Raw genomic sequence first — 25,584 nt, 5'->3', positions numbered from 1 at the left:
CCTGAGTCTCATTTAATCTGATATTTTTTCAGAATGGTCAATTTATTTTGAAAATTTCGTACTTCATTTGTTTAATTTAGCGCGCTGCTTAACATATCGCCTGTTAATAGTTGTAAGGCTTGAGATACTTTTATGTCTTTTTGAAGAGCCTCTATTATCTGTCCGACAACTGCAAGACGATCTATACACATCGAGGCGAGAGCACTGTTAAACTCGTTCCTAAAAAAATATTTATAGTATTCATAGGTTGAACAGTCAGAGGAAGCAGATTCATAGCAAGGCATCATCGTTGCTTTTAAATCTTCAACATTAAGAATTTTGTAAGCACTACTACCTTGGAATGCTCCAGCTAGAATATCACTGAAGTTAAATCCGTTATTAACTGAATCTTGCAAATTATCTATAAATCGCAAATCTTCACGAACAGCCATTTCCGATAGAGAATCCAACGCAATGTGCATACGTTCAATAGATGAGAGTGAGTCAAAATTATCAACACCAAATTCGTTTAAAAGATAAGTGGCGTTATTTGAGCGCGCAAGAAAACGTTCCCAAAGTATAAGGTCTGAATCAAACCTATCATCTGTTAAAATCAAATAATCTTCCAAAACATCGATAATTTCTCCACGCCCTAACGTCGAGAGAGGAGTCGTTTGAATTTTAAGCCGCAAAATGTTTACTAATTTGTCCATTTGTAATTTTCTATCAAATTGAACAGTCTTTTGAGCCTTGATCAAATTAGTCTTAATTGTATCAATTTCATTATTACGCATATACGAATATAACCACGAGTAGATTTGCCCATAAAGTAATATAGTGTTAACATTTTTATAAGCAGCGCTATTTGTAAGAATATCTGCAAAACCAATCTTTGCCCAGGAACTTGCCCATGCGCTCGATGGAATTCTTGATGCTAAAGATGTCGATGTTAATGCTAAAGAAAGAACGTTTGAGCTTAGCCCCGCCGTATTTTCAATCCAACTTCCGTCTCCATTCCAAAGTGCCCCTATGTTTTGACCGATACCATAAGCATTTACTCCCATTGAAAAAATGTCAAACCCACTTTGCATAACAAGATTCTTTATTTTTTCAATTTTAGCTGCGGAATCAAGGGTCCTATTGGCAGCCATTTCCTCAACTATGGCTGAATCTAATAGGATGTCTTGAATGGAGGTGTCGGAAATTTTAATAGCATCGTCTAATATTTCTCTGGCGCTCTTATCAAGAATTATAGCAGAAGCAAGGTCTTTGCTTATGACGTGCTTTAAAGATTGTTCGACAACAACATTTGCAATCTTACTTTCAAGCTCGAGTATAAATAAATTGTTTATAAAATCTTCTGATTCGGTTGCCTTAGTAGGATTATTACTGACGAAAAGAATTATAAAAAGCGCAGCGATTGATGAGCGTAACATTCTGAGTTCCTAATATTATCGGGTGTATTACAGCATAGTGATCGTGCCAAGTTCTATCAAGTGCTTTGAACTCGTAACTACTATTAAAACGAATGTTTCTTGTCAATGTTTATCTTAAAATGTTTGACGATTTGAGTCGCCTCAAAACTCAAAATCGATAGATACTATCTATGACTTATGACATCAGCCGTCTCTTTTTCTACCTTAAACAAAAAGCGTTGACTTCTTTTTCCAGTTCTCAGGGTGACTCAGAATCCGAGGGCGGGCTTTAGTATTCATAGGGCTCAGTACTGATAAACTTTTCGATAACCCCACATGTTGTGTATGATATTTTTTCAGTTTTGAAATTTCAAATCAAGTTTATAAGCCCTTGGTAATGCTGATAGCCATTCTTATAGATTAAAGTTGATAATATATCAAAAATATTTTGGCAGCTTCTGGAAAAATATTTTTCCAAGCCTGAACCAGAATCAACTTGGTCTCCAATATACAACAATGGAGTCTTATTCAATTTGATTTTCCCCATTCCCATATAATTGATTTTAAAGTCCAAGTATAAAAAAATTGTCTCTACCAAATGTGGTATTTGGAAAAAATTTAAAAAAACCGGACTGGTGAAAGAAGCGCTCAGTTAATTGGGAAATTTGACTCCTGTTCGATAATACCATTATTGTTGACCTTGGCATTACTCATTTCAGATAGAATAATATTATTTGAATGTAGGATGAATTATACTTTACGGACACAAATAGATTGAGATTTTAGAAAAATGTTTAATTAATCTGATTTTGTTTTAATCACAACTAAAGTGATATCGTCAGCAGGTTCAAGACCATCATGAAAACTATATAACTCTTCTATAACTGTATCCAAGATTTGTTTTGCTGGTAGGTGGGAACTCTTCTTAAGCAAATTATAGATGGGTTCTTTTCCAAACATTTGATCATCGCATCTCCTGGCTTCCCAGAGGCCATCTGTTCCGATTAATATAATCTGATCTTTTTTAAGTCCTTTTTCTGTCTCCTCCTGGTATTTAAAATCGGCATTCACACCCAGCGGAATTCCAGAACCTTTCAGTTCACTAAAAGAGTTTGTTTGAGCTTCAAATACGATGACAGGATCATGCCCGGCACGGACCCATCGCAAACATTGAGATGCTTGATCGATGATTAAATAGAAAAGCGTCATGAACTGACCAGAATTTTCCAAATCATTGGTGAGCTCATGGTTTACATCGCCCACAATTTCTGACAATGAACCCGGTTTCTTGGACCTCGATCTTAAAAGTGCCCTGGCCATTGACATGAATAGAGCAGAGCCGATCCCATGGCCGCTGACGTCACCGATAACGATGCCAGTCTTTTGTTCTCCGATGTTTAAAAAATCATAATAATCCCCACCTGTTTCTTCACAATAGATATTTTTACCCGCAATATCCAGGCCTGGCACCTGAGGATTCTTGCCTGGCAGCAAAATCTGTTGAATCTCCTGGGCAATTGAAATGGATTGCTTCAGTCTTTCTCTTTCTTTTAAGCCATCGGTCATAATATTCAGGGTTTCGCCGGCAAACCCAATCTCATCTTTGGCATAGATGGGTGTTTTAGCGTTTAAATCTCCTTTTATCACTCGGGTGAGCGCATGGGTGATACCTTTCATCGGCCGCATAATGGTTTTAAAAAAAATAAAGGACTATAGAGCGGCAATGACTACAAAGACCAGGCTTTCCATGGAAATAATGTTTTGAAGAAGGACCAGCATATCTGCATCACTCAATTCTCCTGCATCCTGAAGTGCCCGGAATTTGATAATTGTCAGATGAATAAAGGTGAGCGGAACAATAGATACAGCGGACACCAGGGCACCTAATCGCGCTTTAAGCCCAACCGCCCATAAACCGGTAACTTTGTTTAATCCGCCATCAGGGAAAAAAATTGGTATAAGATTACTCTGGTTTGCAAATTCAGTCCAGAAAAACGCCAGAGCAATGGTGATCAAACCTGTTGCCAGACTTACCTTGAGTATAGCTGGCATGCCCAGCCAAACATAAACAAGGGCGATGACCGCCCATGAGATAACATTGAAAAAAAGGATAAAATAGGGTTCATTCAGCAATCATATCGCCTCTCCTTGGGTAACGCTATTATTATTAATTTAAAAATCTTGCTCAATTCCTAATTATTTTATTTACAAACAGCGAGTTTTTTATTTGGATTCATCACGCTCGATAAAAATTAAAGGTTTACAAAAAGCTCGCACGCGAACTAACAATCCTTGTATAACGGATTGGTCTGATACCTGACCGGTTTGTTTCTTTGCGGCGCTCACGGATACGATTGTTACCCCCATCAAGCTAATTTAACCATTGGCTTCAAGGATGGCCTTTCACCTATATTTGATAATAAGGCGGACCATGCCAAACATCATATTTTCCCATTGCCAAATTTCTTTTTTGGGAATGATAGTAAGCTATTCAATAAATACTGAAATCGCCCGAAAGGATGATTTTCTGGGATGATTTTTTAAATCAGGACTAAAACGGACATATTGTAGTCATCAGTGCAGGAGGCCTATCTCTTTTGCCTTTTTAATCGCATGGATGCGATTATGGACATTGAATTTATTGTATATGTTTTTTGTATGGGTTTTAACCGTAGCCAGTGAGATAAAAAGCGCTTGGGTGATTTCTTTGTTTGTTAGTCCTGCAGCAATATGCTGTAAAACTTCCATCTCGCGATTGGTCAGCTGCTCAACCAATTCATCCTTGACATTGATAATGCTACTCAATCTGAATGCAGTAATGAGACTTTTTATATAGTTTGCTGAGACATCGGTTTTTATATCAAGGATTTTTTCTAACAACCTTTCCATAGGCACTCCCTGATCTAAGAAAATACGAACACAACCACCTGGTTCAGCAAGTTTAAGGCTTTCGTGTAGAGATTTTAAAGACCTTTCCTGTCTGTTTTTAGCTTTAAATGCTAACGCCTGGAAAATATAAAGTTCAATCAAATCATAAATTTTTTCCCCTTTCTCAGTGTATTCAATGAGCGATTGCAACAGTTTCAAAGCGTCATCGGGCCTGTCAATCGCAAGGAGTGCCCCGGCCAAGACGGCGAGAAAGGATCTGTTCCTCTCCGGAGCTCCTGCTAAATCCATGTCACGACCGCTGTCCATCCCCATTTCCTTAATCCACGTTTCGATAGCACCGGCTTCATTGGCAGCTGTCCATTGTCTGATTCTGTTTTTTTGATGTGCGATCTGAAGCCCGATCACAACAGGCGATTTGTGTATTACTTTCTCTACCTTGTTTAAGGCTTCCATACTTTTAAAAAATTTACCCTGCCCCTGCAGGATTCGCGATAAAACATTGTATGAATATACAAAATGATTGGCATTCATCCATTTATCCAGTTTTTGGATACTTTGATTTATATGCTGCAGCGCTTCCTTTAACCTGTTTTGCTCACACAATGCATCAGCCAGTCCTGCTTCCAGGCGTGCCATGTATCCAAATTCCTGCCCTCCTTTCTCAACAGCTTTGTTCAACGCCTTTTGATAAACGGCAACAGCCTTTGATATTTCCCCTCGCGCCTGGTGAACCAGAGCCAAATCTGTCAAGCCTGTTATGATGGTCCAGATATTGGCTATCTTGTCGCCCCTCTTGACCACTTCGGTAAAAGAGTTCTCTGCTTTACTCAACCAGCCGCATGCACGTTGGGACATTCCAAGACCCCAATGAACAACGCTGTGCACAAAATGATTAGTTTGGGACAGTTTTTTTTCTGCTGTTTGTGCAAATTGATCTGCCTTTAAGAATTCTCCCCGAATTACCGATATATAGGATCTTATGGCTGCTTTAGAGCCGATCAAATCCCTATCTTCAGCAGTCGATTTTCTTTTTTTGCCAAGCGTTTCTGCACCATTCAAAAGAGCTTCTGCTTTGTCCAGGTCCCCTGCAAATACCAGAATCCAAGCGTGATGGACACTGAACCAGGGACGCCGACTGACCACGTGTTCCGGAAGCATCTTAACCCATTTCAAAAGAAGGTTCATCTCCCCGCGGGTCAGCAGTTCGGTGGCATGCTGTTCTATTAACTGCGCGGCTGTTTCATAATTATTGACAGACAACGCGTGCTCAATCGCATCAACCAAAAACTCGTTTTGTGCAAACCATTCACAGGCCCGTTCATGCAGGGCGACCACATCATATTCGCCTGATTGTCCGGCACGGGCGAGCAATAGATCGGCAAACAGGTGATGATAGCGATACCAATTTCGTTTATTGTCAAGCGGAACAATAAAGAGATTCTCTTTTTCCAGATACTCCAGAATCTTCTGACTGTCTTTCCTTTTGGTAACAGCATTGCAAAGCGATTCTGACAATCGTTTTAAAATAGCAGTCTGATATAAAAATTGCCGGATATGTTCTGGCTGAAGGTTCAGGACCTCTTCTGTTAGATAGTCCACAATGTGGCGGTCATCACCGGCAAATGCGTAGATAGCGTCATCGATATTTTCACTATCCCGCATGGACAGTGCGGCAAGTTTTAACCCTGCAACCCATCCTTCCGTGAGGGATTCAAGCATTTGAATATGCTTGTTTGGAAGGTTAAGACTCATTATGTCATTAAACAGCACGAATGCATCTTCAAAAGAGAAGCAGAGATCAGACGCACGGAACTCGTTCAGCTCATTTTTTGCTCTGAGATTGGCCATGGGTATGGCCGGATCAATACGGGTGGAAACAACCAAATGCAGGTTCTCCGGCATATGGCTGATCACAAACGTGACTGCTTTATGGATCTGCTCTTGGCTTATGCAATGATAGTCCTCAAGAATCAAAACAGAGTCACCCGGTATCTCTATTATCTCCCGTATCAGGCTTGTCATTATCAATTCCAGGGGAGGCTGCTGAAGACTTTTGTTCAGGATGTCAGCTGTTTTTCCGATCGTTTCATGGACCGTTTGAAAAGCAGCTGAAACATATTGTATAAAACTTGTCAAATCATTATCGCCGCTGTCCAAGGATACAAATGCAACTCTATATTTTGTCTGGGCGGACCATTCGCTTAACAAGGTTGTTTTTCCAAAACCGGGCGGTGCTGATATAATCGTCAGTGTTTTATTTGCAATACCTTTGTTGAAACGATCTATTAATTCATCTCGAGGTACCAGGTCAGGCCCGGCTTTAGGGACGTAAAGTTTTGTAGATAACAGAGGATGTTTTTTAAATTGGGTTTTGATGACAGCAGTCTCCTGAATTGATCTTTTTCAGGGTTGATACACCGCTTTATGAATAAGCATCACTCCCTGTGTATTTTACCAATTTCTGTAGATTGGATATCAAATCAGGAAGTTTAGATCAATACGATTATCTTTTTCGTTCATTAACAGCTCCTTAATAATCATACTTAAATATCATCCTTTGGGGGGATGTTTCTATTCGCAATCCGGATTAATCTTCGTAAAAAAACAAAACCCAAGGATTGCTGCAATGACAAAACAATCACCATGGCATGGACCATCAACATACGAGATTGAAGTATATGGACGACTTGATAGAACTTGGTCAAACTGGTTTGAAGGACGTATTGTCGGATCGGAAAATGCCAAAACCAGATTAAGCATTGAAATTTCCGATCAATCGGCGCTCCTTGGCATTCTCAATCGTATCCACAACCTTGGTTTACCCTTGATTTCCGTTAACCGTATTAACAAGTAAAGGAAGGTCGAGATGTTAAAAACGTCATCAATTTCAAATAAAATGACCCGATCAATCGTTAATTTTTTTTTAAAGTCAGTTTACTTTGCTTGCATTCTGGTATTAAGAGTATCTCTCATTTTTATTATGACTCGACAGATTTCGGCTAAAAAATCAGCAGTAAACGGAAAAAAGGTTCGTGAACTGAAGATAGAGGCCACACCAATAAGTGTTGTGACCTTTGAGGTTATACCTTCCCAACTAAAGAACGTCGTGAAGTTTCCCGGCGTGGCTTCCCCATGGATTACCCTTGACGTAATGTCCCAGGTCAAAGGGGTTGCCGTTAAAAAAAATAGTGGAATCTGGCGGCTGGGTAAAAAAAGGAGATCTGCTGGCGATGATTGATCCGAGAGATTACCAGAACGAATACGCATCGGCAAAATCCGCACATGACTCTGCTTTGAAAACAAAAAAGCGAGTTACGGCATTGGCAAAAAAGAAGTTTGTTACTCAATCTCAGGTAGATGAGGCTGTTAAGGTTCACGGGGATCTATGAGGCATATTATGAACGACTATTTTCTGAGAATTCTGATCCGGCAGAGACAAGCAGAAATTTTAGCTGAAGTACGGAGCGCCCGACACTTGCAGCCGGTACGCTTCCGGGTAGGATCTGATAACAAATCGCTGCATAGATTTCGTTCGTTCATTCTAAGAGTAAATGCCCCATGGTTTTCGAGGCTCCAGAGGCTGCTGAAAGAATAATCTTATGAAATGGTCAGAAGTGATCATGTTGCGATCGACTGGCGGTAACGCAGAGGCACTGGCTAAAACCATGCAGGACCTGATGGCCGATGTTGTAAGAAGCGCCGGGAACGATGATATCAGGTTATTTCATGGGGAAAATATAGAGACCGATATTTGCATTGTTTTGTTTCACAATGAGGAAAAATCGAGAGCCGGGGAAAGCCCTTTAGGCCAACGTCTTGCTGCCGCATTGAAAGAACTCGGCCAAGTTTATTACACAGTTTGGAGACAGTGTTGATCTTAACTGGAAATATAAGGGCAAGACAACCTCTGGGGATTAAAACCCCAAAACAGAAAATACAGCGCCATAGGAGGAAAAAAATATGCCTTCAGTTCAAACCATCATAGAAGAATACAAAAAGAGGAATCTTACGGAACGCTTATATTTATTTTTACAGCATCCTGACCTCCGACAGGTATTTACGCAGATAGATAATGATGAAGTGGACACAGAATTTAAGCGTTTATTAAATTCGCAGCAGCGCTGCATGACGTCACATGTGTTTCTGTCATATTGTTTTTCCGGCTTGCATTTTTTTATCAAATCAATCTTTGGAAACAACATAAATGCAAAACGAAAGGAAGATTGATAAGGCAAATTCAATAGCGGCTTTATTGGGAATTTGGATTCCCGCTTAGTCACAAGGTTGTGCCAAGAAAAGGGATATCAAATGATGACAAAATTTTTTCAATTTCGAGTATTGGTCGTAAAGTCAAAGAACTTGTCGAAAATGAAACCACAATTGCATAACAAGTCAAATTAACTCGGACTGCCAAATGGGGGTAAATCAAATGGAAAATCACATTGATCCTTACTTAGAAAAGTACCTTGCCAAATACGACAAATGGTTAGGCAAGGGGCAAATATCGTATTCCTCAAGAGTGTTGCCAGTCTCAGAATCTTTGAACACCAAACAGTGGGTGCTCCCGACAGAGCAGGTGATGTCGATCCTTCGCGATGCAAAAACAGTGGCAGTTCAGAACTGTGCCTGCCGGACTCATTATAAGCGGTGTGATAAGCCCTTGGAGGTTTGCTTCCTTCTGAATGAATCGGGAGATAAGGCCGTATCCGATAAAAGCGCACGTTATGTTGATTTAATAGAGGCGGCCAATATTTTAACCAAAGCCAATCAAAGCGGACTGATTCATCTGAGCCTATACCGTCCGGATCATGAAATTTTTGCATTGTGCAGTTGCTGTCCATGTTGCTGCCATGACCTGCAGATCGTGAAGCTGTTTGAACGGAAAGATTTGCTGGTCCATTCGGAATATGTCGCCGTGACCGGTTCTGAGAACTGCATGCATTGTGGTGAATGTGTTGAGAGGTGCGCTTTCGGTGCCCGCGTCTTCGAAAATGAACAAATGAATTACAATGCGGATGCATGCATTGGCTGTGGTCTTTGTGTCACGGTTTGCCCTGTCGAGGCAACATCGATGGCACTGCGAAAGCCTGAATATTTATGACGACAAACTGAATAAACTATGAGCAGCAGGTAACCAGAAAATCATATTAAGTATTCATGAGGTTTAACATGGACATCCAGATATCCTTTAAAAAAACATTTTTACAAAAAATGGCTGGTTTTTTTTTGACAATAATACCGTTTTGTACAACTGTCATTTTAATACTGGTGTTCACATTCATTCTCACGTCAAAAATAAAAGCTAAAAAAGCTGAATTAGTTCAGCAGCAGTCTCATGGTGAACAATTGCAAAAATCGTTGACCAATGTTGTAACCATGAAGATTAAACCCACCATGATCAGAGACGTTATCAGCCTGCCCGGTGTTGCAAAGCCCTGGATTTCCCTTGAAGTCGTGGCTGAAATCCGGGGTAGAATAATTAATAAAAAGGTAAAGGAGGGACAACAGGTAAAAAAAGGAGATATTTTAGCCATCATCGATAAAAGGGATTACCGAAATGCATATAATAGCGCCCTGGCCTCATATGAGACAGCAAAAGCCAGTGAGAAACGGCTGGCCGCACTGGTAAAGAAAAAATTTGCCACACAATCCCAGCTTGATGATGCTGTTGCACGCCTTAAAACAACTAAAGCAAACTTTGACAACGCACGACTACGCCTGGACCGCTGCGCCATTTATTCTCCCATGGAAGGCATCATTGACACAATACATATCGAAAATGGATCGTTTTTGAATTCTGGTGACCCGGTTGCTAAAATACTTAGGATCGATAAACTCAAGGTTGAGGTCGGCATCCCTGAATCGGATGTAGATGCGGTTAGAAAACTGAATTCATTTGAAATGGTTATAGATGCTCTGGACGGGAAAAAATACACAGGATATTTCCATCACCTGCATAAAACAGCTGATTCGTTCGCCCGCTTATACACGCTTGAAATCCGAATAGAAAATCCAGAGATGAAGATTCTGCCTGATATGTTTGCACGGGTTAACATTGTTAAAACCCAAGATCCCGAAGGTTTGGCCGTCCCAATGTATGCCATAGTAAATCATAACAACCAAATTGGTATCTTTGTTGAAAAAGATGGAAACGTTCAATTCAGGCCTGTTCAAGCCGGATTTATGGCCGGATGGAAAACCCAGATAAAAAAAGGGGTAAAACCGAACGATCATGTGGTGGTGGTCGGCCACAGGTTTATAGAAAATGGGAATCAGGTAAATGTGACTAAAATTATCGATAACTTTGAGGAATTGTCCAGATGATTGTATCCGACGTTGCCATTAAAAACCGAATTTCGGTCCTGATACTTGCATTTATCATTATATTCATGGGCATTCGCTCGTATAAAATGCTGCCACGAGAAAACGAGCCGGATATCACCATCCCCTTTGTTTTTGTTCAGACAGATTACCGCGGTGTCTCTGCCATGGATATTGAAACCAGTATTACGCTTAAAATCGAAAAAAAACTAAAAGGATTAGACCGGGTTAAAAATATCAGCTCAATCAGTTCTCAAGGGGTGTCACAGATCAATATCGAATTTTTACCTGGCACAGATATTGATGAAGTTTTGACCAAAGTCAAAGATAAAGTAGATGAGGCAAAAAATGACCTGCCCGGTGACCTTGAAAACGATCCGGCAGTTTTTGAGGTCAATATTTCCGAAATGCCGATTGTGGTTTATTCACTTGCCGGCCCTGCAGAACCTGCTGTGCTCAAAAAACTGGCTGATGATCTAAAAGATGAAATCGAAGCGGTTCCCGGTGTGCTGGAGGTTGACGTCATCGGCGGCAGGGACAGGGAAATCCGGATTGAGATTGATCCGGATAAACTTGCCTATTTTCGGATACCCATCACATCTTTGCAACAGTCGATCGCCAGTGAAAATCAGAACACTTCAGGCGGAGCCATAACCTTGGGAGACGGACGTTATCAATTAAAAGTACCTGGAGAATTTGAAACACCGGAAGAGATCCTCACCCTTGTTGTTGCGACACATAAAGGGAATCCTATATATCTGAAAGACGTTGCTGCTGTAACTGACGGCATAAAAGAAGCAACATCAATATCCCGTCTTAACGGCGTTGATTCAATCACCATTTCGGTTAAAAAACGGGTGGGCGAGAATATCATATTTATTGCGGATAAAGTGGACGAAATTGTTAAAAATGCCCAGCATCGTTTTCCAAACAGCACAACGGTCACCAAATTAATGGATAAGGCAAAGGACATACGGATGATGGTGACCGATCTGGAAAACAATATCATATCAGGTTTGCTGCTGGTCATCGTGATCCTGTTTCTCTTTTTAGGCTTTCGCAATGCCATCCTGGTCGGACTCGCCATTCCATTTTCAATGTTCATCTCTTTTACGGTTCTCCAGGCCCTGGGTCATACACTCAATGTGGTCGTCCTTTTCTCCCTGACGCTTGCGTTAGGTATGCTGGTGGACAATGCAATTGTTATTATTGAAAATATATACCGGTATATTCAGCAGGGGGTGCCGAAAGTTGAGGCCGCCATAAAAGGTACAGAAGAGGTTGCATGGCCTGTTATCGGATCTACCATAACCACACTGGCTGGTTTTTTCCCGATGATTGCCTGGCCCGGTATTATGGGTGAGTTTATGAAGTATCTGCCTATTACGTTGATTATTACACTCTCTTCCTCTCTTTTTGTGGCCATGGTGATTAATCCTGCTTTATCTGTATTTTTTATGAAATCCAACAACGAAAAAAACAGGAACAAATTAAGTGCAGATGAAATCGAAAAAAAAGGTGAGAAGCCGATTGAAATCAAAGGACCTGTTTTAAAAGCTTATGTGAATGTATTAAGCACGGCATTGAATTATAAAATCACTGTCTTGGTTGGTGCAGTGGGGATTCTTATCATCTTAATAATGACATGGTTTCTGCAGGTAGGTATTGAAAAACCGATTGAACTTTTCCCACCGCTTGATCCGGGCTCGGCCTATGTTAACATTGATCCCTCAGTAGGCGCAGATCTGGATTACATTGATCGGACCATCAAAGAGATTGAAGCCGCCATCACCGGGAAAACCGCTCATGGCTATGAAAATGCTATGGTTCCTTTTGAAAAAGAGACCGCAAGGGGAGAGCGGTTCACGGCTCCCAGTGATATCAATAATATTGAACATATATACACCAAAGCGGTTCAGAATGCCGGCGGATCTACTTTTGACAATAATTTGCCCAATCATATTGGTCTTCAATTCTTAAGATTTGAAGACAGAAAATCCCCAACGAAAGAAGATCTTGAGGAAATCAGAAAACGAGTCTCTCATATTGCCGGGGTCAGCATTACTGTAGATGAGCAGCAGGGAGGGCCGCGCACAGGCCCACCCGTCAATATTGAAATATCAGGCAACAATTTTAAAATCTTAAGCAGACTTGCCTCACAGATTAAAGGTATCATTGAAACAATTCCCCATGTTAAAGATGTCAGGGATGACTACCAGGGCGGTTTTCCAAGCGTCCAGGTAAAAATTGATCGTCAAAAGACGGCTTTATTCGGCCTGACCACATCTGCGATTGGAAATGCTTTGAAAACGGCATACAACGGTCTGGAAGTTTCAACCTATTATGAAGGGGATGATGATTACGATATTACTGTGACCCTTCCAAAATCCGATAGAAAAGCGGCAGATGTTCTTCTCAAATTGATGATACCTGCGCCAGCCGGCCAAATAGTGCCTTTAACCACTCTTGCCAAAATTGAATATAGAAGCACCCTGGGGGATATTATACGCAAAAATCACAATCGTACGGTTACGGTAAAGGCCAATGTCGATGATACAAAAACCACTGGCACGGTTGCCCGGATGAAGGCAGAAAAACTATTTGAAAATCTTGATATCCCACCTGGGTATCAAATTAAATTTACCGGAGAAAAAGACGATCAAAAAGAATCTGAGGCATTTTTAACAAATGCATTCAAAATAGCATTGTTCCTGATATTCTTGATACTGGTGACGCTGTTTAATTCGGTTGTCCAGCCCATAATTATCCTTACATCGGTTATTCTTTCTTTGGGTGGTGCATTCTGGGGACTTGCCGTGATCAAATCACCATTTGGTATTATCATGGCCGGTGTGGGCGTAATTTCTTTGGCCGGGGTTGTAGTAAATAATGCCATCGTATTAATTGATTATACCAATAGACTTCGTAACAACGGTATGAATATGTTGGATGCTGTAATCTCAGCCGGCGCAACCCGCTTGAGACCGGTTCTGCTGACGGCGGTCACAACTATTTTGGGCCTGCTGCCCATGGTGACCGGTGTCAGTTATGATTTTCATGTCATGGCATTTTCTACAGTTTCCGAATCCAGCGAGTGGTGGCGATCAATGGCAATTATTGTCATCTTCGGACTTATGGTTGCCACTTTGTTAACATTGGTGGTTGTGCCTGTTCTTTACGCTTTGATTGAAGAATTGAAAACAGTCTACCTGAAAGCAACAGGCGGCCCCTTTTTTACATGGACCGGGCAAAGCACCAACAATCTGAAGAAAAGAGAAATATGAAGTTGACAGGTATTCATTTAAAAAATGATAAACCGGCAAAATTAATATACGAGGAGCTTATCCATGAACACCAAGTTATTCGGCCTTTCAATGATACTAATTTTAATTACCGGTTGTGCAAAGCCAGGAATAATCAATCAGGAATACAAGCCTGAGCAAACGATCCACTACACTCAAGTAGGGACCATTGAAAATATATCAGACTATATTGTCTACATGAATAAAGGAGACATTATCCCTCTGAGAATGACCTTGGACAGCCATTTAGTTGAGTTAGTCAGTGAAAAAATAGATCTTATTCTCAAGCAAAAGATATATTTCAGATTAAACAAACAGATAGATATGACCGCTAAAAGCATCTCGTCTATGAGCATGGCGAATAAAGAAAAATTGGCTAAAAACATAATGATTTATCTCAGCCCAGATGCCAAAAGATGGGTGCAGTATACCGATTTTAAATCTGTTGAAAAAATTATAGGGATAAAAGGGGGTGCTGTTTCTTTTGGTATGGGGATGGATAAAAAAGAAGGTATAAAAATATTCCTGAACATTAAAACAACTATGATATAGGGTGGTTAGTGTTCACGCATGCACAAAGCGTGGTATGAATTTACTACAATTCCAATAGAATATCATAAAACAAAAGAAAGGATTAACAACAATGAAGCTTCAATTTATACTCATTCACCTAAAATACTATAATATCAGGTCATAAGGGCGAAAAGGCAGTACGATGGGTGAGAAAATAAAAAATGATACAGTCGCATCTAAAAACGGAACTGACAAATACCGCTTCGGTTATACTCACGAGGAATTAGAGCGTCTAAAGTATCAGCATCAAGTCTGGACCAAAGAAAACCAACGCTTCCTCTCCCGGGCTGGATTTAGAACCGGTGGAACTCTTGTTGATCTCGGTTGTGGCCCGGGATATACAACTTTCGATTTGGCACAAATTGTCGGATCGGAGGGGAAAGTTATTGCCGTAGATCGAGATGGAGAACGCTCACTCCCGCTATTGAAGGCACAAGCCAAATCCTTATGTCTTTCTAATATTGAGACAATAACAGCCAACCTGGAAACATTTGATCTCCAAGAAGAAAGCGTGGATGGTGTTTACGGCCGGTGGGTGCTAATGTATCTCCCCGAGGAAAAGGTGAGGTCGTTGATTGGTCGTATGGCAAAGTGGCTTCGGCCCGGAGGCGTTTGTGCGCTCACCGAGTTATGTAATTTCCGTCATATTTATGTTCACCCTAAAAGCCAACATTTACCTGAAATAGCAGAGGCTCTTATCAAAGCCGTAACGGGCGGATCTGGCTGCAACCCGGAAATTGGTAACGATCTTCCAGGATTACTCCGCTCTGCCGGACTAAACGTGGAGATTAAGGTCACCGTTAAAGCAGTTCGAGCAACCACACAGGAATGGCTCTGGCCAGATGCACTGTTCCGTGATCATTTACCTGTCCTCGTGAAAGAAGGTTTCCTTGCTAACAGCGTATCTGAAAAGTTTCTCGCAGAGTGGGAGGCACGTTCAAAAGACCCTGACACATTTTTTTTCGGTTCGCCAATGATGGAGGTTATAGGGAGACACCCATAATCGCAATTGATTCAACTGTGATTAGAAGCCGAACCATTGAGTTCAATTCTTGTAATTATAATGCAGTAGGAGGAAACATGAAGAAATATCATATTTCATTGATGGAAAAAAATGACGTCCAGGAGTCGGCAAGAGTGCTGAGCATTGCCATGCTTGATGCCAGTCTCCATATGGCTGTTCTGCTGGGCAAAGGTGAAAATGAACGCCGGGAAATTGAAAAAATGTTTAAAGGACTTTTTACCCAGTTGCCCGGGATTATTTTTCTGGCAAAGGAGAAAGAGCAAATTGTCGGGGTGATGCGGATGAAGTCATGCGAGGGGTTTAAACCGGTGGACGATCCCAAAGACCCGGAAGATGAAAGTGATATTGAATGGCGCAAGGCTGTCTGGCATACAGAGTGGGCGCGTCACGAACCCAAAAATCAACACTGGCATCTTGGGCCGATTGGCGTGCTGCCCTCTCATCAGGGGCAGGGTATCGGCTCCATGTTAATGAAACGTTTCTGCATGGAAGCGGATGCCTGCAGGGCAGACGCATACCTTGAAACCGATGTGGATAAAAATGTACGGTTTTATGAAAAATTCGGTTTCAAAGTCATTTCGGAATCTGACATATTCAATGTTAAAAACCGATACATGCTGCGGCCTTCACAGTTTTAGATGGCTTTTCATCATTGCTTTGGCAAGATAAATGATAGCTGGAAAAAAGAAATCTCAGTAAAGATGTATTTCGGATATATTCAAGAAACAATGACAAAATAGTGGGAGAAATAAAATGAACCCGCATCAAGAAGAAATAACGAAACAGATCTCAAGCCTGTCAGGGCTTCTCAGTATGATACCGGCAGATGATAAGATTATAGTTCATGGCAGCCCGGCCCAAAATGATATGATTATTTCAGACTGGCTTGACGAAATCAGATCCACTTTTTTAAAGTTATCAATTGAGATCAGCAAAGAGCTTGATATTCCGCTGCAGTAAAAGATCGAAGTTGTACTTATCATATCGAAGGTAATCTTCATTTTTAAAATGGGTTCACACTCATATGAAATGCAGAAAAATATCGCAAATTAAAAGAGGAGCCTAACAAGTAAAAATGACCGATAACAATACACAAAAGAAGTTTTTCGGAATTATGAGTTTCTTTATTAAATTGTTTCAAATCATCCTTTATGTACCGTTACAAATCATCTTCATTCCTTTTGCTGTTATTGGACTAATCGTTGGGATTTACAAAGGAATGGAAAAAAGCAAAAAACTGGGTGTCTCCTTCTCGGCAATTAAAGCGCTTCAATACAGGTGGTTCATGCATTATTTTGACACTAGACCGGATACACGTTCTATTGCATTTATAAAAAATTTTCCATGTGAATCGCATTTTGGTCTGTTGTCGATTTTTGGTGCTCTTATCATTTCCCAGCGGCTATTTGGGTTCACCACCAGGTTTGGAAAAATATCCAGACCGGGTGAAGAAAACTTTATTTCCACTGCAGCCCGTCGGGTGCTCATTTTCGACAGGATAATGGAAAAATATGTTGATGAAATGGAGCAGATTGTCATTCCCGGAGCTGGTTTTGATTTAATTGCTTTAAAATATACCAAAGAAAAAAACGTTAAAGTTTTTGAACTCGATCAGGTGAATACACTCCATGTTAAAACTGAAACATTGCAAAAAGCAGGCATAAAACATCACTGGATCACCTATATCCCGGTTGATCATTCAAACGAATCCTGGGTTGATAAACTATTGGAAGCCGGGTTTGACAAAACAAAAAAGACCTTGTTCCTCTGGCAAAGCGTTTCATTGTATTTAGACGCCGATATTGTCAAGAAAACACTCAGGGAAATGGCGGATTTATGTGCTGAAGGGAGTATCATCGCCCAAGACTTTTATTCCAAGGAATTTAGTTCAGGTGAATATTCAAAAATTGTTAAAAGGCAAATGAAAGTAATAGAAAAAAGAGGAGAACCCTGGAAATTTGGAATAGCTATGTCAAAGAACTCTAAAGCAGCAGTTGAATCATTTTTAATTGAATGTGGATTAAAAATTTTAGAAATTAACCAGTTCGGTGAAAAACTGGATATCGAACCATTTTACTGTATTGTTGAGGCTGAAAAATTGTAACTGCATTAAAATATGACAATGAACGCCTCTAAACAGCACTTTAAGGAAGACTTGTGATTTATATCAACAATGATAAATGCACTGGGTGCAAATGAGGATATTCATGATCATGTTTTTGCAAATTTGAGGAGAAAATTAATGGATTTAAGATATACTCTTTCATTTCTACGTATTTTGAAAATACCTGGCTTATATCCCCTTATGAAAGATTGGCAGGCATCCGTAAGAATAAATTTCATCTTTGCCGCCTATGAATCGGGCTTATTGAGAGCTTTGAGCCAGCCACGCAGTAGAAGTACTTTGGTTGATAAATTACAAATAAAGCGACTGGAACTTTTTGATGCGCTTTTAGATGTAGGACTCGCTTCAAAAGAATTAGCAGTTAAAAATGATAAATTTTTTATCAAAGGGAAAAGATCTAAAGCTGTTGTAGGTGTAAACGGAGATATGCTTTCAGCTATCATACAGGCAAGCGTCACATATTACAGCGATGCGTATAAAAACGCGGCTGCACGGATGTATGGGGAAGACCTTGGTGATGATCTTGATGAAATTGGAGAGATAATTGCCAGATTTTCGAAAATGACAGAGCCAATCATAAAGGATTTCCTTGCATCACTTGTGCGTGGCAAAAATCATATGTCAGTATTAGATGTGGGGTGTGGTTCCGGCTTCTTTTTACGTAGTGTTTATGAGCTTAACAATAATGTAAACGGAATCGGCTTGGACATTGATGAAGCAGTTGTTAATCAAGCGAAAGACAACATTAAAAAATGGGGGCTGGCAGAGAAATTTGAAATTCATCATGGAAATATATCCAGCTTTTCTAATAGGAACGCTCCTTTCGATCTGATTTCACTAATAAATATACTCTACTATTTCAAAGAAGAAGCTCGTGTTGATTTGGTGAAAAATCTTTGCCAACGGTTAGCCCCTAACGGTATTTTAGTGATTGTGATGAATTTTCATAGTAATGGGAAGGACGTTAGTGCAGCGAACCTAAATGTTGTTAATAACTCTTTAAAAGGTCTGAATCCTCTTCCGGACATAGATGGAATAAAATCACTTTTGAAACAATGTGGTTTGTCTAAAATCAACATTCATCAATTCATGCCAGGAAGCTCATTTTTGGGAATAGCCGCTTATAAGGGATAACTCTGGCTAAACATGGATTCGGGCCAAAGGCGACCCTTACCTGATAGCCAGGGAGTTAGAGATCGCATACTGACTTGGTATAATTGGAACCACTGATGAATATTGATAAGACATTGAATGTCGAGGAATTGCGCGGGCGTTTCCTAAAGCATACCCGATTGGCATACAGACGACTCCCTTTGCTGGAACAGCCAAGGATTTTGAACATCGGTTGCGGCCCGGGACAACAAACCATTGAACTGGCTCGCCTCAGCGGTGGCGAGGTGGTCGGCATAGACACCGACCCCTCCGCGGTTTCCAGGTTGCAAAAGCGCATCGACCAAGCCAACGCCGGCGACTGTATCAAGGTTATTCATGTTTCCCTTTTTGGCAATAAATTTGATGACAACTGCTTCGACATTATTTGGGAGGAAGGGGTATTTCATTTGTTGGATGCGTCCAAAAGCTTTGTGGAGTGCCGGCGGTTGCTAAAACCAAATGGATACCTTGTTATGCACGAAACTATCTTTTGGTTGGAAAGCACTAAAATTAGACTCCCTGAGTTTGGCTTCAAGCTGATGGGCGAATATATTCTGCCAAAACATTCTTGGTGGACAGACTACGGTGCCCCACTCAAAGATCGTATAATAGCCTACCGCGATGCACACGGCAATGCCTCAGATTTCAAAAAACTAGCGCAATATGAAAGCGTAGTGGCCTCTATCGAAAGTGATCCAGATCGATCCGATTGTGGGATATACCTTGTGAAAAGAATGGGTGGTTGCGGTCAACAATAATTATCTTTCGAACCTGGCCCTGGTTCAACGTTGAGAGGGGGTGCCAAATACATAGGCCGCCCGGGTATGGTATAGTCAAACACAAGCAATACACGGGGCTTTCAGCCGGCTTTTTCTCCGTCTTGTCGATTTGCACATTATTTTCCCTGTCACAACTTTTCAGCCCCCCTGTAGACTCAGGTATACTGGATGTATTCCGAGAATTGAAGGTCTTATGCATGATTGTTACATGCGGAGCTTTTTCATGGGCCAGATTTATAAATGATACCTGTTGCATCCACGAATTTTTCTAAACAAAAAGAGACATGAATTTGAGGAAAAGCCGACCCCACAATATGTCTATCTATATGGGGTTTCGGCTGGAAATCGACGGCGTGTACTGGTATTTTAAAGACGCAGCCCAGGTAAAATTTAGGCACCCCACATATGGTATATAGGGCTTTTTCAGCTTTGAGATTATAACTCAATTATATGGGCAGAGGACATCATCCCCGGCCATTTCCCCGTACTAATTTTTATAATATAACAAATTTATAGTTGCTGATTTTTGAAAAAAAGATTTGCCAGGGTTTGGACTGCTGTAAAATGAATCTCCAATAAAATTTAACGGCATCTTGAAAAATTTGATTTTGAATTTTCTCGTAAAGTTGAATTTTAAATCTGATATTGATAAACCAGTTCATACCAAATCTTGTATCCTGCTATAATTTTAAAAATCCGGACTGGTGGAAGAAGCACTCGGTAAATTTGGGAATTTGACTCCTAACAGATAATACCGCTACTCTCGAAGATTAGTTCTGTTTTTTGAAAATTTAAAATTATCAAATAGAAACTTTTTTTAGTTTCGAAAGCAGTTTTCTAATAATTTCCTTCGCAATTCCTTGACAACACATTGCATTGCCAAATATAAAATTATTCTGGGTCATGATTAATTTTTTTCAATGTTGAAAACATATGATTCTCAATGGATGAGAAGATTGTTGGGTAAAAATTTATTTTCTATGCTTGGGCAATGCACCGTGATTGTTATCATTTTGAAACAAAACAGTGCGTGAGATCGGTATTGAAGTAAAAGACTGATATCAAAAAAAATCTAATGACTGGTATTAATAAATAGAAAACCCCTGCCGATTAGAGCAAAGAAATTTTAAATCAGCAGGAGTTTTGATACGCTGTATTGATTATTGTTATCTGTTGTTTACTTCTATCAAAGTCATCCCCATTAATCCTGTATCGCCGGTATGAGAAACGGCACCGATGTGCCATTCTCCGAGAGTTGCACCAGTCCAACTCAGATCAATGGTATCTGTTACGCCAAGCAAAGCTGAGTTGGGCGCTGCATCGATGCTGAGGTTGCCACCGGGGGTCGCCGATAGAACCCAGGTGTACATATCATAATCCGAATCGCCGCCTGTTGCTGCCCATCCGTGCACATATACGCTCCAGATGCCATCCACGGGCTGGGAGATATCGATGAGTTCATCTGTCCCTCCGCTGGTACTTGTTGCCACCAGATTATTACTCGGATCATATACAAATATGTCCAGATCGGCATCCGGTTCTGTGGCTTCAGGCGGTATGGCAATCCGGAAGAATGCCGCACCGGTCAAGCTAAACTGGTGTTCCTTGCTGAATCCATCACTCGGATCGAAGTTCTGGTCCGGGTCCTGCACCACATTATCTGAAGTCACCGTGGCAGGTTCCAGGCCGTGGGCGGCTGCAGAATACACACCTGTGTAGCCGAAACTCACATCAAAATTGGTTGAACCCATCTCACCGCTTCCGGTGATGACAGCCGGCGCTTCAAACAGGGAGGCACGGACTGCAATGGGACTGTACACATTGTAATGATCGGATTTGTCTTTCCAGGTCAGTGATCCGAAACGCCATTCGCCAATTGGTGCTCCAACATTGGTCAGTGTCAATTGGTATGTGGCTGTCTGGCCTTTTTTCAATCGGATTTCAGACGGTGATACCGTTGCTTCAAAACCCGAAGGCACTTCTACTGAAACTGTGAAATTCCTCCAGCCATTTTCCTTGGTTACACTGGTTACGGCTCGGGTTATTGTTACACTGCCGGCTAGTTCAGCAATCCCGATTGAGGGTAGGTTGAGATTGTAGGCTTCCGTTGGAATGCCGATCGAAATGAGGAAATCGCAACTTCCCGGTGTAAATACGCCCAGCTTTTCACCACAGGTGAATGCAGCGTACTCGAAGAGTCCTGCATGATACGCAAGGCCTGGTTCTAACATAGATCCCTTATTGGCCGGACCTTCTGGGTTAACATGACCCGCGCCCATGTCAAACGGGTCAGCGGATGTTATCCCGTCTTCCTTCAAAACATTCTGGTGAGCCGTAGTCATCAAGGCGGATTTGGCCATGGCTGGTGTCCAATCTGGGTGTGCCTGTTTGAGCAGGGCGAAGATTCCTGCCACCACCGGGCTGGACATGGATGTGCCCATTATAGATTGGAAGTATTCCCCCTGGACCGCTGGATTTACGTGCATGGGGCTTGCTCCTGCAAGTATATTAACTCCTGGTGCCGTCACGTCGGGTTTGATGATCTCCTCTGCCACGGGATCCGGTCCTCGTGAGCTGAAGGAGGCCATCATGTTCGGCACCACGCGTAAATCGTCGTTTGCAAATGTGGTGTCGCCCGTAGTAAAACTTACCGTCACTTGACCCGGATTATCAGATAGATAGGCTTTTAAAGGATTACCTACACCATGAAGCATGTGAACCGCAGGCAGGGGATGGTTATCCGTGGGTGTCATGTTCACACCGGGTGAATTATGAAAAATGACTGCGCCTCCGCCTCCGGCTGCAACATTTAACACCCGTTGGGAACGGGAAATCCCGAAATTATACTGGTTACATAACACGCAATCATCAGGTTGAAATGCCCCTGATGGGAAGGGTGTTAAGCATTCTCCAGTCACATCACCTGCTTTACCTTCGGCATCAACCAGGTTGTAGTTCTCAATACCTGGAGTGACAGATCCGCCCCAGAGATCGGTTGGTGGTTCACTCCCTTCAGGGCCATTTAAGGTGATTTCACTGATGAAAGCACGATCCTGGGTGCTGGCTCCGACGGATGTCAGCCAGGGGACAGATGCCGGTCCACCGATGCTTCCGGCACCAGGACCGCTGTTGCCGGCTGAAGTGGCAACGAAGACCCCGGCATCTGCGGCAAACAAAAATGCTATATCATCTGCACCTGTTAGGCTGGCGCCGCCCCCAACAGAATAGTTGATTACATCCACACCGTCGGCTACGGCCTGATCAATGGCTGCAGCCAAATCGGAACCAAAGCCGCCCAACTCGCCTAGCCCTTTGTATGCAATAATCCGGGCTCGTGGTGCAATGCCTGAAACATAGCCCCTGGGGATACCGTAGATGCCTGCCCCTATATCCTGATTGCCTCCGGCTGTGGATGCAGTATGAGTTCCATGGCCGTCATCGTCCCGGGCAGAGTCGAACTCATCCGAATCTGCGCCCATAAAAAATCTGTAAGTGGCCAACATCTGGCGGGCCCCTATCAGTTTGTTGTTGCATTCAAATGGTGCATCACCAGGATTATGGGCCGTATTTCCAAAGTCACACGGACTGGTAACACTGCCATCAAGAGTTAACGGCAATGGCGAGTAACTGCCATCGTCTTCAAAACTGGGATGTTCCGGCCATATCCCGGTATCGATTACACCAACGATAATGTCTTCACCGTTGATGTTTTTATCCCATAAGCCGCCGGGATCAGTAATTCCGAGATATGTTGCTGCATTGTCTGTGGTCTTGTATCGAATTACATCCGGTCGGACCAGTACAACATCCGGCTGCTTGGCAAGCGCATCAGCCTGATCGGGACTAAGTTGAGCAGCAAACCCGTTGAGGGCAACACTGTAATCATAGATTTTCTTATTGTGTTTAACATTGGCAGCCTTCAACACTGCGTCATGTCTGGCGGTAAGAAAATTCCTGTATTTCTTTACGTGTGCACTTCTGGGATTTATCTTTTTTCCCTTTCCGGGTTTAGTTGCTTTAAGACCTGATATACTTCCTTCATATGCAATTGCCGGATCCTGGGCCATCAACACAAAATAAACTATCGGCTTCCCATTTTTTTTGAGTATACTCTCGAGATTGCCAGTCTCACTTTTAGGATCAGCCGCCTGAGCGACGGTTAGAATGGATGCAAATAGGAATAAAGTTAAAGTAATTATGGAAATGATTCTTTCCTTCATTTGTCCTCTCCTCATTTTTTTAAAATATATTATTAATATAATAGCGTTGCAGAACGGTATAATTGAATATTCCCGGGTTTTACTGCCCGATATATCAATTTCGTTCAACAAAACCGATGACCAATCCAAAACATGGAGAAAGCTGCGAAGAATAAGAGAATTTCCCAGCAAAAAGGGCAATAAATCGAATAATTTGTGAAGGCAGTTTGAGTTAATTCTGTCGATTGACTTAATAAAGTGATTGCATTTTTCTGGAAATAGTCAGTTACTCATACAAACCTAAAGAATAGAGAAGAAGTCATATGAAAAGCTAAATGCACTCTAAGGATCATACCCATGTTAAGGCCCCAGTTTATTGCTTGCAATTTTCATGCAAAAACAACATTTTTTTTATATCTCTCCAATGGCACGATTTAAAGAATTTACAGATATTTAGGATATTTTTTTTCCTATGAAAAAAATTAACTATTGCGTAAATGATTTCATTGTTTTGTGAAAAAAATTACATACAAGACCTTAGATCATGTTTTTGGCCCCCAAAACATCACTTTAAGGATTAAACATGAACCTCAAAAACAATAATGAACCCGTCGTTTTTTGTCCTGAAGAGGGAAAGGGAATGGAAAGGGGTTTCTGTTTGACACATACTTAAAAAAATAATTTACAACAACGAACATGCTCGCACCGAGCTAAACCCAGATCGATGGGATAAGACATAGGGTCTTAGAAACTCGATATTGTTACCCAGTGTGTGATTAGGTGAAATTGCTCACCTTCCTCTGGTGTAAAAGGTTAAGAAAGTCCCACTAGATCAAAGCCAAGCCGACAGATCTGTAGTGAAATCTGCAGGCCAACCCGGTAACGGGAGTCTGGAGCAGGATGAATCAAGATTACAGATTCTGTATTGAGCCCCGAAAAATGTATGGTTGTGGTCCATCAGGATGTGCACTTGTATTTTAAAGACTTAGTCCAGACAAGATTCGGGAACCCCAATATGTAGTCTATAAATATTTTTCAATTTTGAAATTTTGATTCCACTATATGAGCCTCAATCGCTGTTACAAGCCAATCCTTTAATGTAATTTTTAATATATTCATTCCATTTTGGCGGTCTTTTAAAAAAAGTTGGACTTACTTTTATTTCTGATGAAAAATCTTTAATTGTGCAAATAGACCGGCCCTGAAAGATACTGACATATCTACAGTGCCATAATAACAACCCACATATCAAGGGGGCATAAAATGTCTATTTCACATTTACCGGAAGTTGAAAGTCAGATTAACCAGTATTTTGAATCTCAGAATACTATGGCTTTGGCTGACAGCACAAAAGCATTATATAATGCTGTCATCAGAAAAAAACTCTTACCTTTTTGCGAAGAACAGAGAATCGACAATCTCAATGAAAAATTTACGGACCATATGGACAGGTTTGGTGGGTTTCTCCGGGACAAAAAAGTATCAGCACACACGATTCAATCTTATTTGACCATCACAAAACTACTATTCACTTTCCATGGGCATCATATCAAGCACACATACAAGATCCCTCGGCAAGACAAACAAGCCTTCGATTTGAAACATGAAAAAAGATGGTTCTCTGGAGAAGATATTGCAAAATGTAAAACTTACATGTTTAAGATCAATCATATCCGGAATCATCTGCTTGTTCGATTGATGTGTGAAACTGGGGCCAGAATTAATGAAATTGCCAATATCTGTGTTTGTGATATAAAACTCAAAGAAAAAGCCATTCTTTTATCTTGGTCAAAAACTACACCAAGACCAGTTTTTTTCACTCCTGA

At 41.3% G+C, this 25,584-nt stretch carries 19 protein-coding genes; 14 read left to right on the top strand and 5 right to left on the bottom strand.

Annotation, left to right across the window (positions count from 1 at the left end; genetic code table 11):
- Positions 1 to 71 precede the first annotated feature (71 nt).
- The 4 genes from Q1Q15_RS23645 to Q1Q15_RS23630 form a co-directional block, all read right to left on the bottom strand.
- Positions 72 to 1,415 (bottom strand): hypothetical protein, encoded by a 1,344-nt coding sequence (locus Q1Q15_RS23645; protein WP_300465118.1) that lies wholly within the window; start codon positions 1,413 to 1,415, stop codon positions 72 to 74.
- A gap of 777 nt (positions 1,416 to 2,192) precedes the next feature.
- The gene (locus tag Q1Q15_RS23640; protein WP_300465117.1) at positions 2,193 to 3,080 is read right to left on the bottom strand and encodes a SpoIIE family protein phosphatase; all 888 of its coding nucleotides are present in this window, start codon (positions 3,078 to 3,080) and stop codon (positions 2,193 to 2,195) included.
- Between the two features lie 24 nt (positions 3,081 to 3,104).
- The gene (locus Q1Q15_RS23635) at positions 3,105 to 3,527 is read right to left on the bottom strand and encodes a hypothetical protein (RefSeq protein ID WP_300465116.1); all 423 of its coding nucleotides are present in this window, start codon (positions 3,525 to 3,527) and stop codon (positions 3,105 to 3,107) included.
- 441 nt (positions 3,528 to 3,968) lie between these two features.
- Positions 3,969 to 6,257, bottom strand: coding sequence for a LuxR C-terminal-related transcriptional regulator (locus Q1Q15_RS23630; RefSeq protein ID WP_300465115.1), 2,289 nt, complete (start codon positions 6,255 to 6,257; stop codon positions 3,969 to 3,971).
- Between the two features lie 652 nt (positions 6,258 to 6,909).
- Here Q1Q15_RS23630 and Q1Q15_RS23625 point away from each other — a divergent pair.
- The 13 genes from Q1Q15_RS23625 to Q1Q15_RS23565 all read left to right on the top strand — a co-directional run bounded on the left by Q1Q15_RS23625 (position 6,910) and on the right by Q1Q15_RS23565 (position 19,538).
- Entirely contained in the window at positions 6,910 to 7,137 is a 228-nt protein-coding gene (locus Q1Q15_RS23625) for a hypothetical protein (protein ID WP_300465114.1), read from the top strand.
- A gap of 316 nt (positions 7,138 to 7,453) precedes the next feature.
- Positions 7,454 to 7,672, top strand: a complete 219-nt coding sequence (locus tag Q1Q15_RS23620) for a biotin/lipoyl-binding protein (protein WP_300465113.1) — start codon at positions 7,454 to 7,456, stop codon at positions 7,670 to 7,672.
- Positions 7,673 to 7,882: 210 nt separating this feature from the next.
- Positions 7,883 to 8,158, top strand: a complete 276-nt coding sequence (locus Q1Q15_RS23615; protein WP_300465112.1) for a hypothetical protein — start codon at positions 7,883 to 7,885, stop codon at positions 8,156 to 8,158.
- A gap of 554 nt (positions 8,159 to 8,712) precedes the next feature.
- The gene (locus Q1Q15_RS23610; RefSeq protein WP_300465111.1) at positions 8,713 to 9,384 is read left to right on the top strand and encodes a 4Fe-4S binding protein; all 672 of its coding nucleotides are present in this window, start codon (positions 8,713 to 8,715) and stop codon (positions 9,382 to 9,384) included.
- A 68-nt stretch (positions 9,385 to 9,452) separates the two neighbouring features.
- Complete coding sequence (locus tag Q1Q15_RS23605) at positions 9,453 to 10,607, top strand: efflux RND transporter periplasmic adaptor subunit (RefSeq protein ID WP_300465110.1); 1,155 nt, start codon at positions 9,453 to 9,455, stop codon at positions 10,605 to 10,607.
- The gene (locus Q1Q15_RS23600; RefSeq protein WP_300465109.1) at positions 10,604 to 13,888 is read left to right on the top strand and encodes an efflux RND transporter permease subunit; all 3,285 of its coding nucleotides are present in this window, start codon (positions 10,604 to 10,606) and stop codon (positions 13,886 to 13,888) included. Before Q1Q15_RS23605 ends, Q1Q15_RS23600 begins: the two co-directional genes overlap by 4 nt.
- Positions 13,889 to 13,951: 63 nt before the next feature.
- Positions 13,952 to 14,458: a hypothetical protein gene (locus tag Q1Q15_RS23595; RefSeq protein WP_300465108.1), complete on the top strand. Its 507-nt coding sequence runs from the start codon at positions 13,952 to 13,954 to the stop codon at positions 14,456 to 14,458.
- 163 nt (positions 14,459 to 14,621) lie between these two features.
- Positions 14,622 to 15,482, top strand: a complete 861-nt coding sequence (locus tag Q1Q15_RS23590; RefSeq protein WP_300465107.1) for a methyltransferase domain-containing protein — start codon at positions 14,622 to 14,624, stop codon at positions 15,480 to 15,482.
- 77 nt (positions 15,483 to 15,559) lie between these two features.
- Entirely contained in the window at positions 15,560 to 16,141 is a 582-nt protein-coding gene (locus Q1Q15_RS23585) for a GNAT family N-acetyltransferase (protein ID WP_300465106.1), read from the top strand.
- 115 nt (positions 16,142 to 16,256) lie between these two features.
- The gene (locus Q1Q15_RS23580) at positions 16,257 to 16,463 is read left to right on the top strand and encodes a hypothetical protein (protein WP_300465105.1); all 207 of its coding nucleotides are present in this window, start codon (positions 16,257 to 16,259) and stop codon (positions 16,461 to 16,463) included.
- A gap of 115 nt (positions 16,464 to 16,578) precedes the next feature.
- A complete protein-coding gene (locus Q1Q15_RS23575) occupies positions 16,579 to 17,607 on the top strand; it encodes an SAM-dependent methyltransferase (RefSeq protein WP_363321040.1) in 1,029 nt (342 codons plus the stop codon).
- A 138-nt stretch (positions 17,608 to 17,745) separates the two neighbouring features.
- Complete coding sequence (locus tag Q1Q15_RS23570; protein WP_300465104.1) at positions 17,746 to 18,762, top strand: class I SAM-dependent methyltransferase; 1,017 nt, start codon at positions 17,746 to 17,748, stop codon at positions 18,760 to 18,762.
- Positions 18,763 to 18,857: 95 nt separating this feature from the next.
- On the top strand, positions 18,858 to 19,538 hold the full coding sequence (locus tag Q1Q15_RS23565) for a class I SAM-dependent methyltransferase (protein WP_300465103.1): 681 nt from the start codon (positions 18,858 to 18,860) through the stop codon (positions 19,536 to 19,538).
- Positions 19,539 to 20,725: 1,187 nt separating this feature from the next.
- On the opposite strand, the gene Q1Q15_RS23560 is transcribed toward Q1Q15_RS23565, so the two are convergent.
- On the bottom strand, positions 20,726 to 23,779 hold the full coding sequence (locus tag Q1Q15_RS23560; RefSeq protein WP_300465102.1) for a S8 family serine peptidase: 3,054 nt from the start codon (positions 23,777 to 23,779) through the stop codon (positions 20,726 to 20,728).
- 1,242 nt (positions 23,780 to 25,021) lie between these two features.
- Between Q1Q15_RS23560 and Q1Q15_RS23555 the strand changes: the two genes are divergently transcribed.
- The coding region (locus Q1Q15_RS23555; RefSeq protein WP_300465101.1) for a hypothetical protein at positions 25,022 to 25,584 on the top strand (563 nt) is incomplete at its 3' end.

It is taken from the genome of Desulfobacula sp., from assembly GCF_030145145.1.
Taxonomy (GTDB): Bacteria; Desulfobacterota; Desulfobacteria; order Desulfobacterales; family Desulfobacteraceae; genus Desulfobacula.
This window is presented reverse-complemented; position numbering and strand designations above follow the sequence as displayed.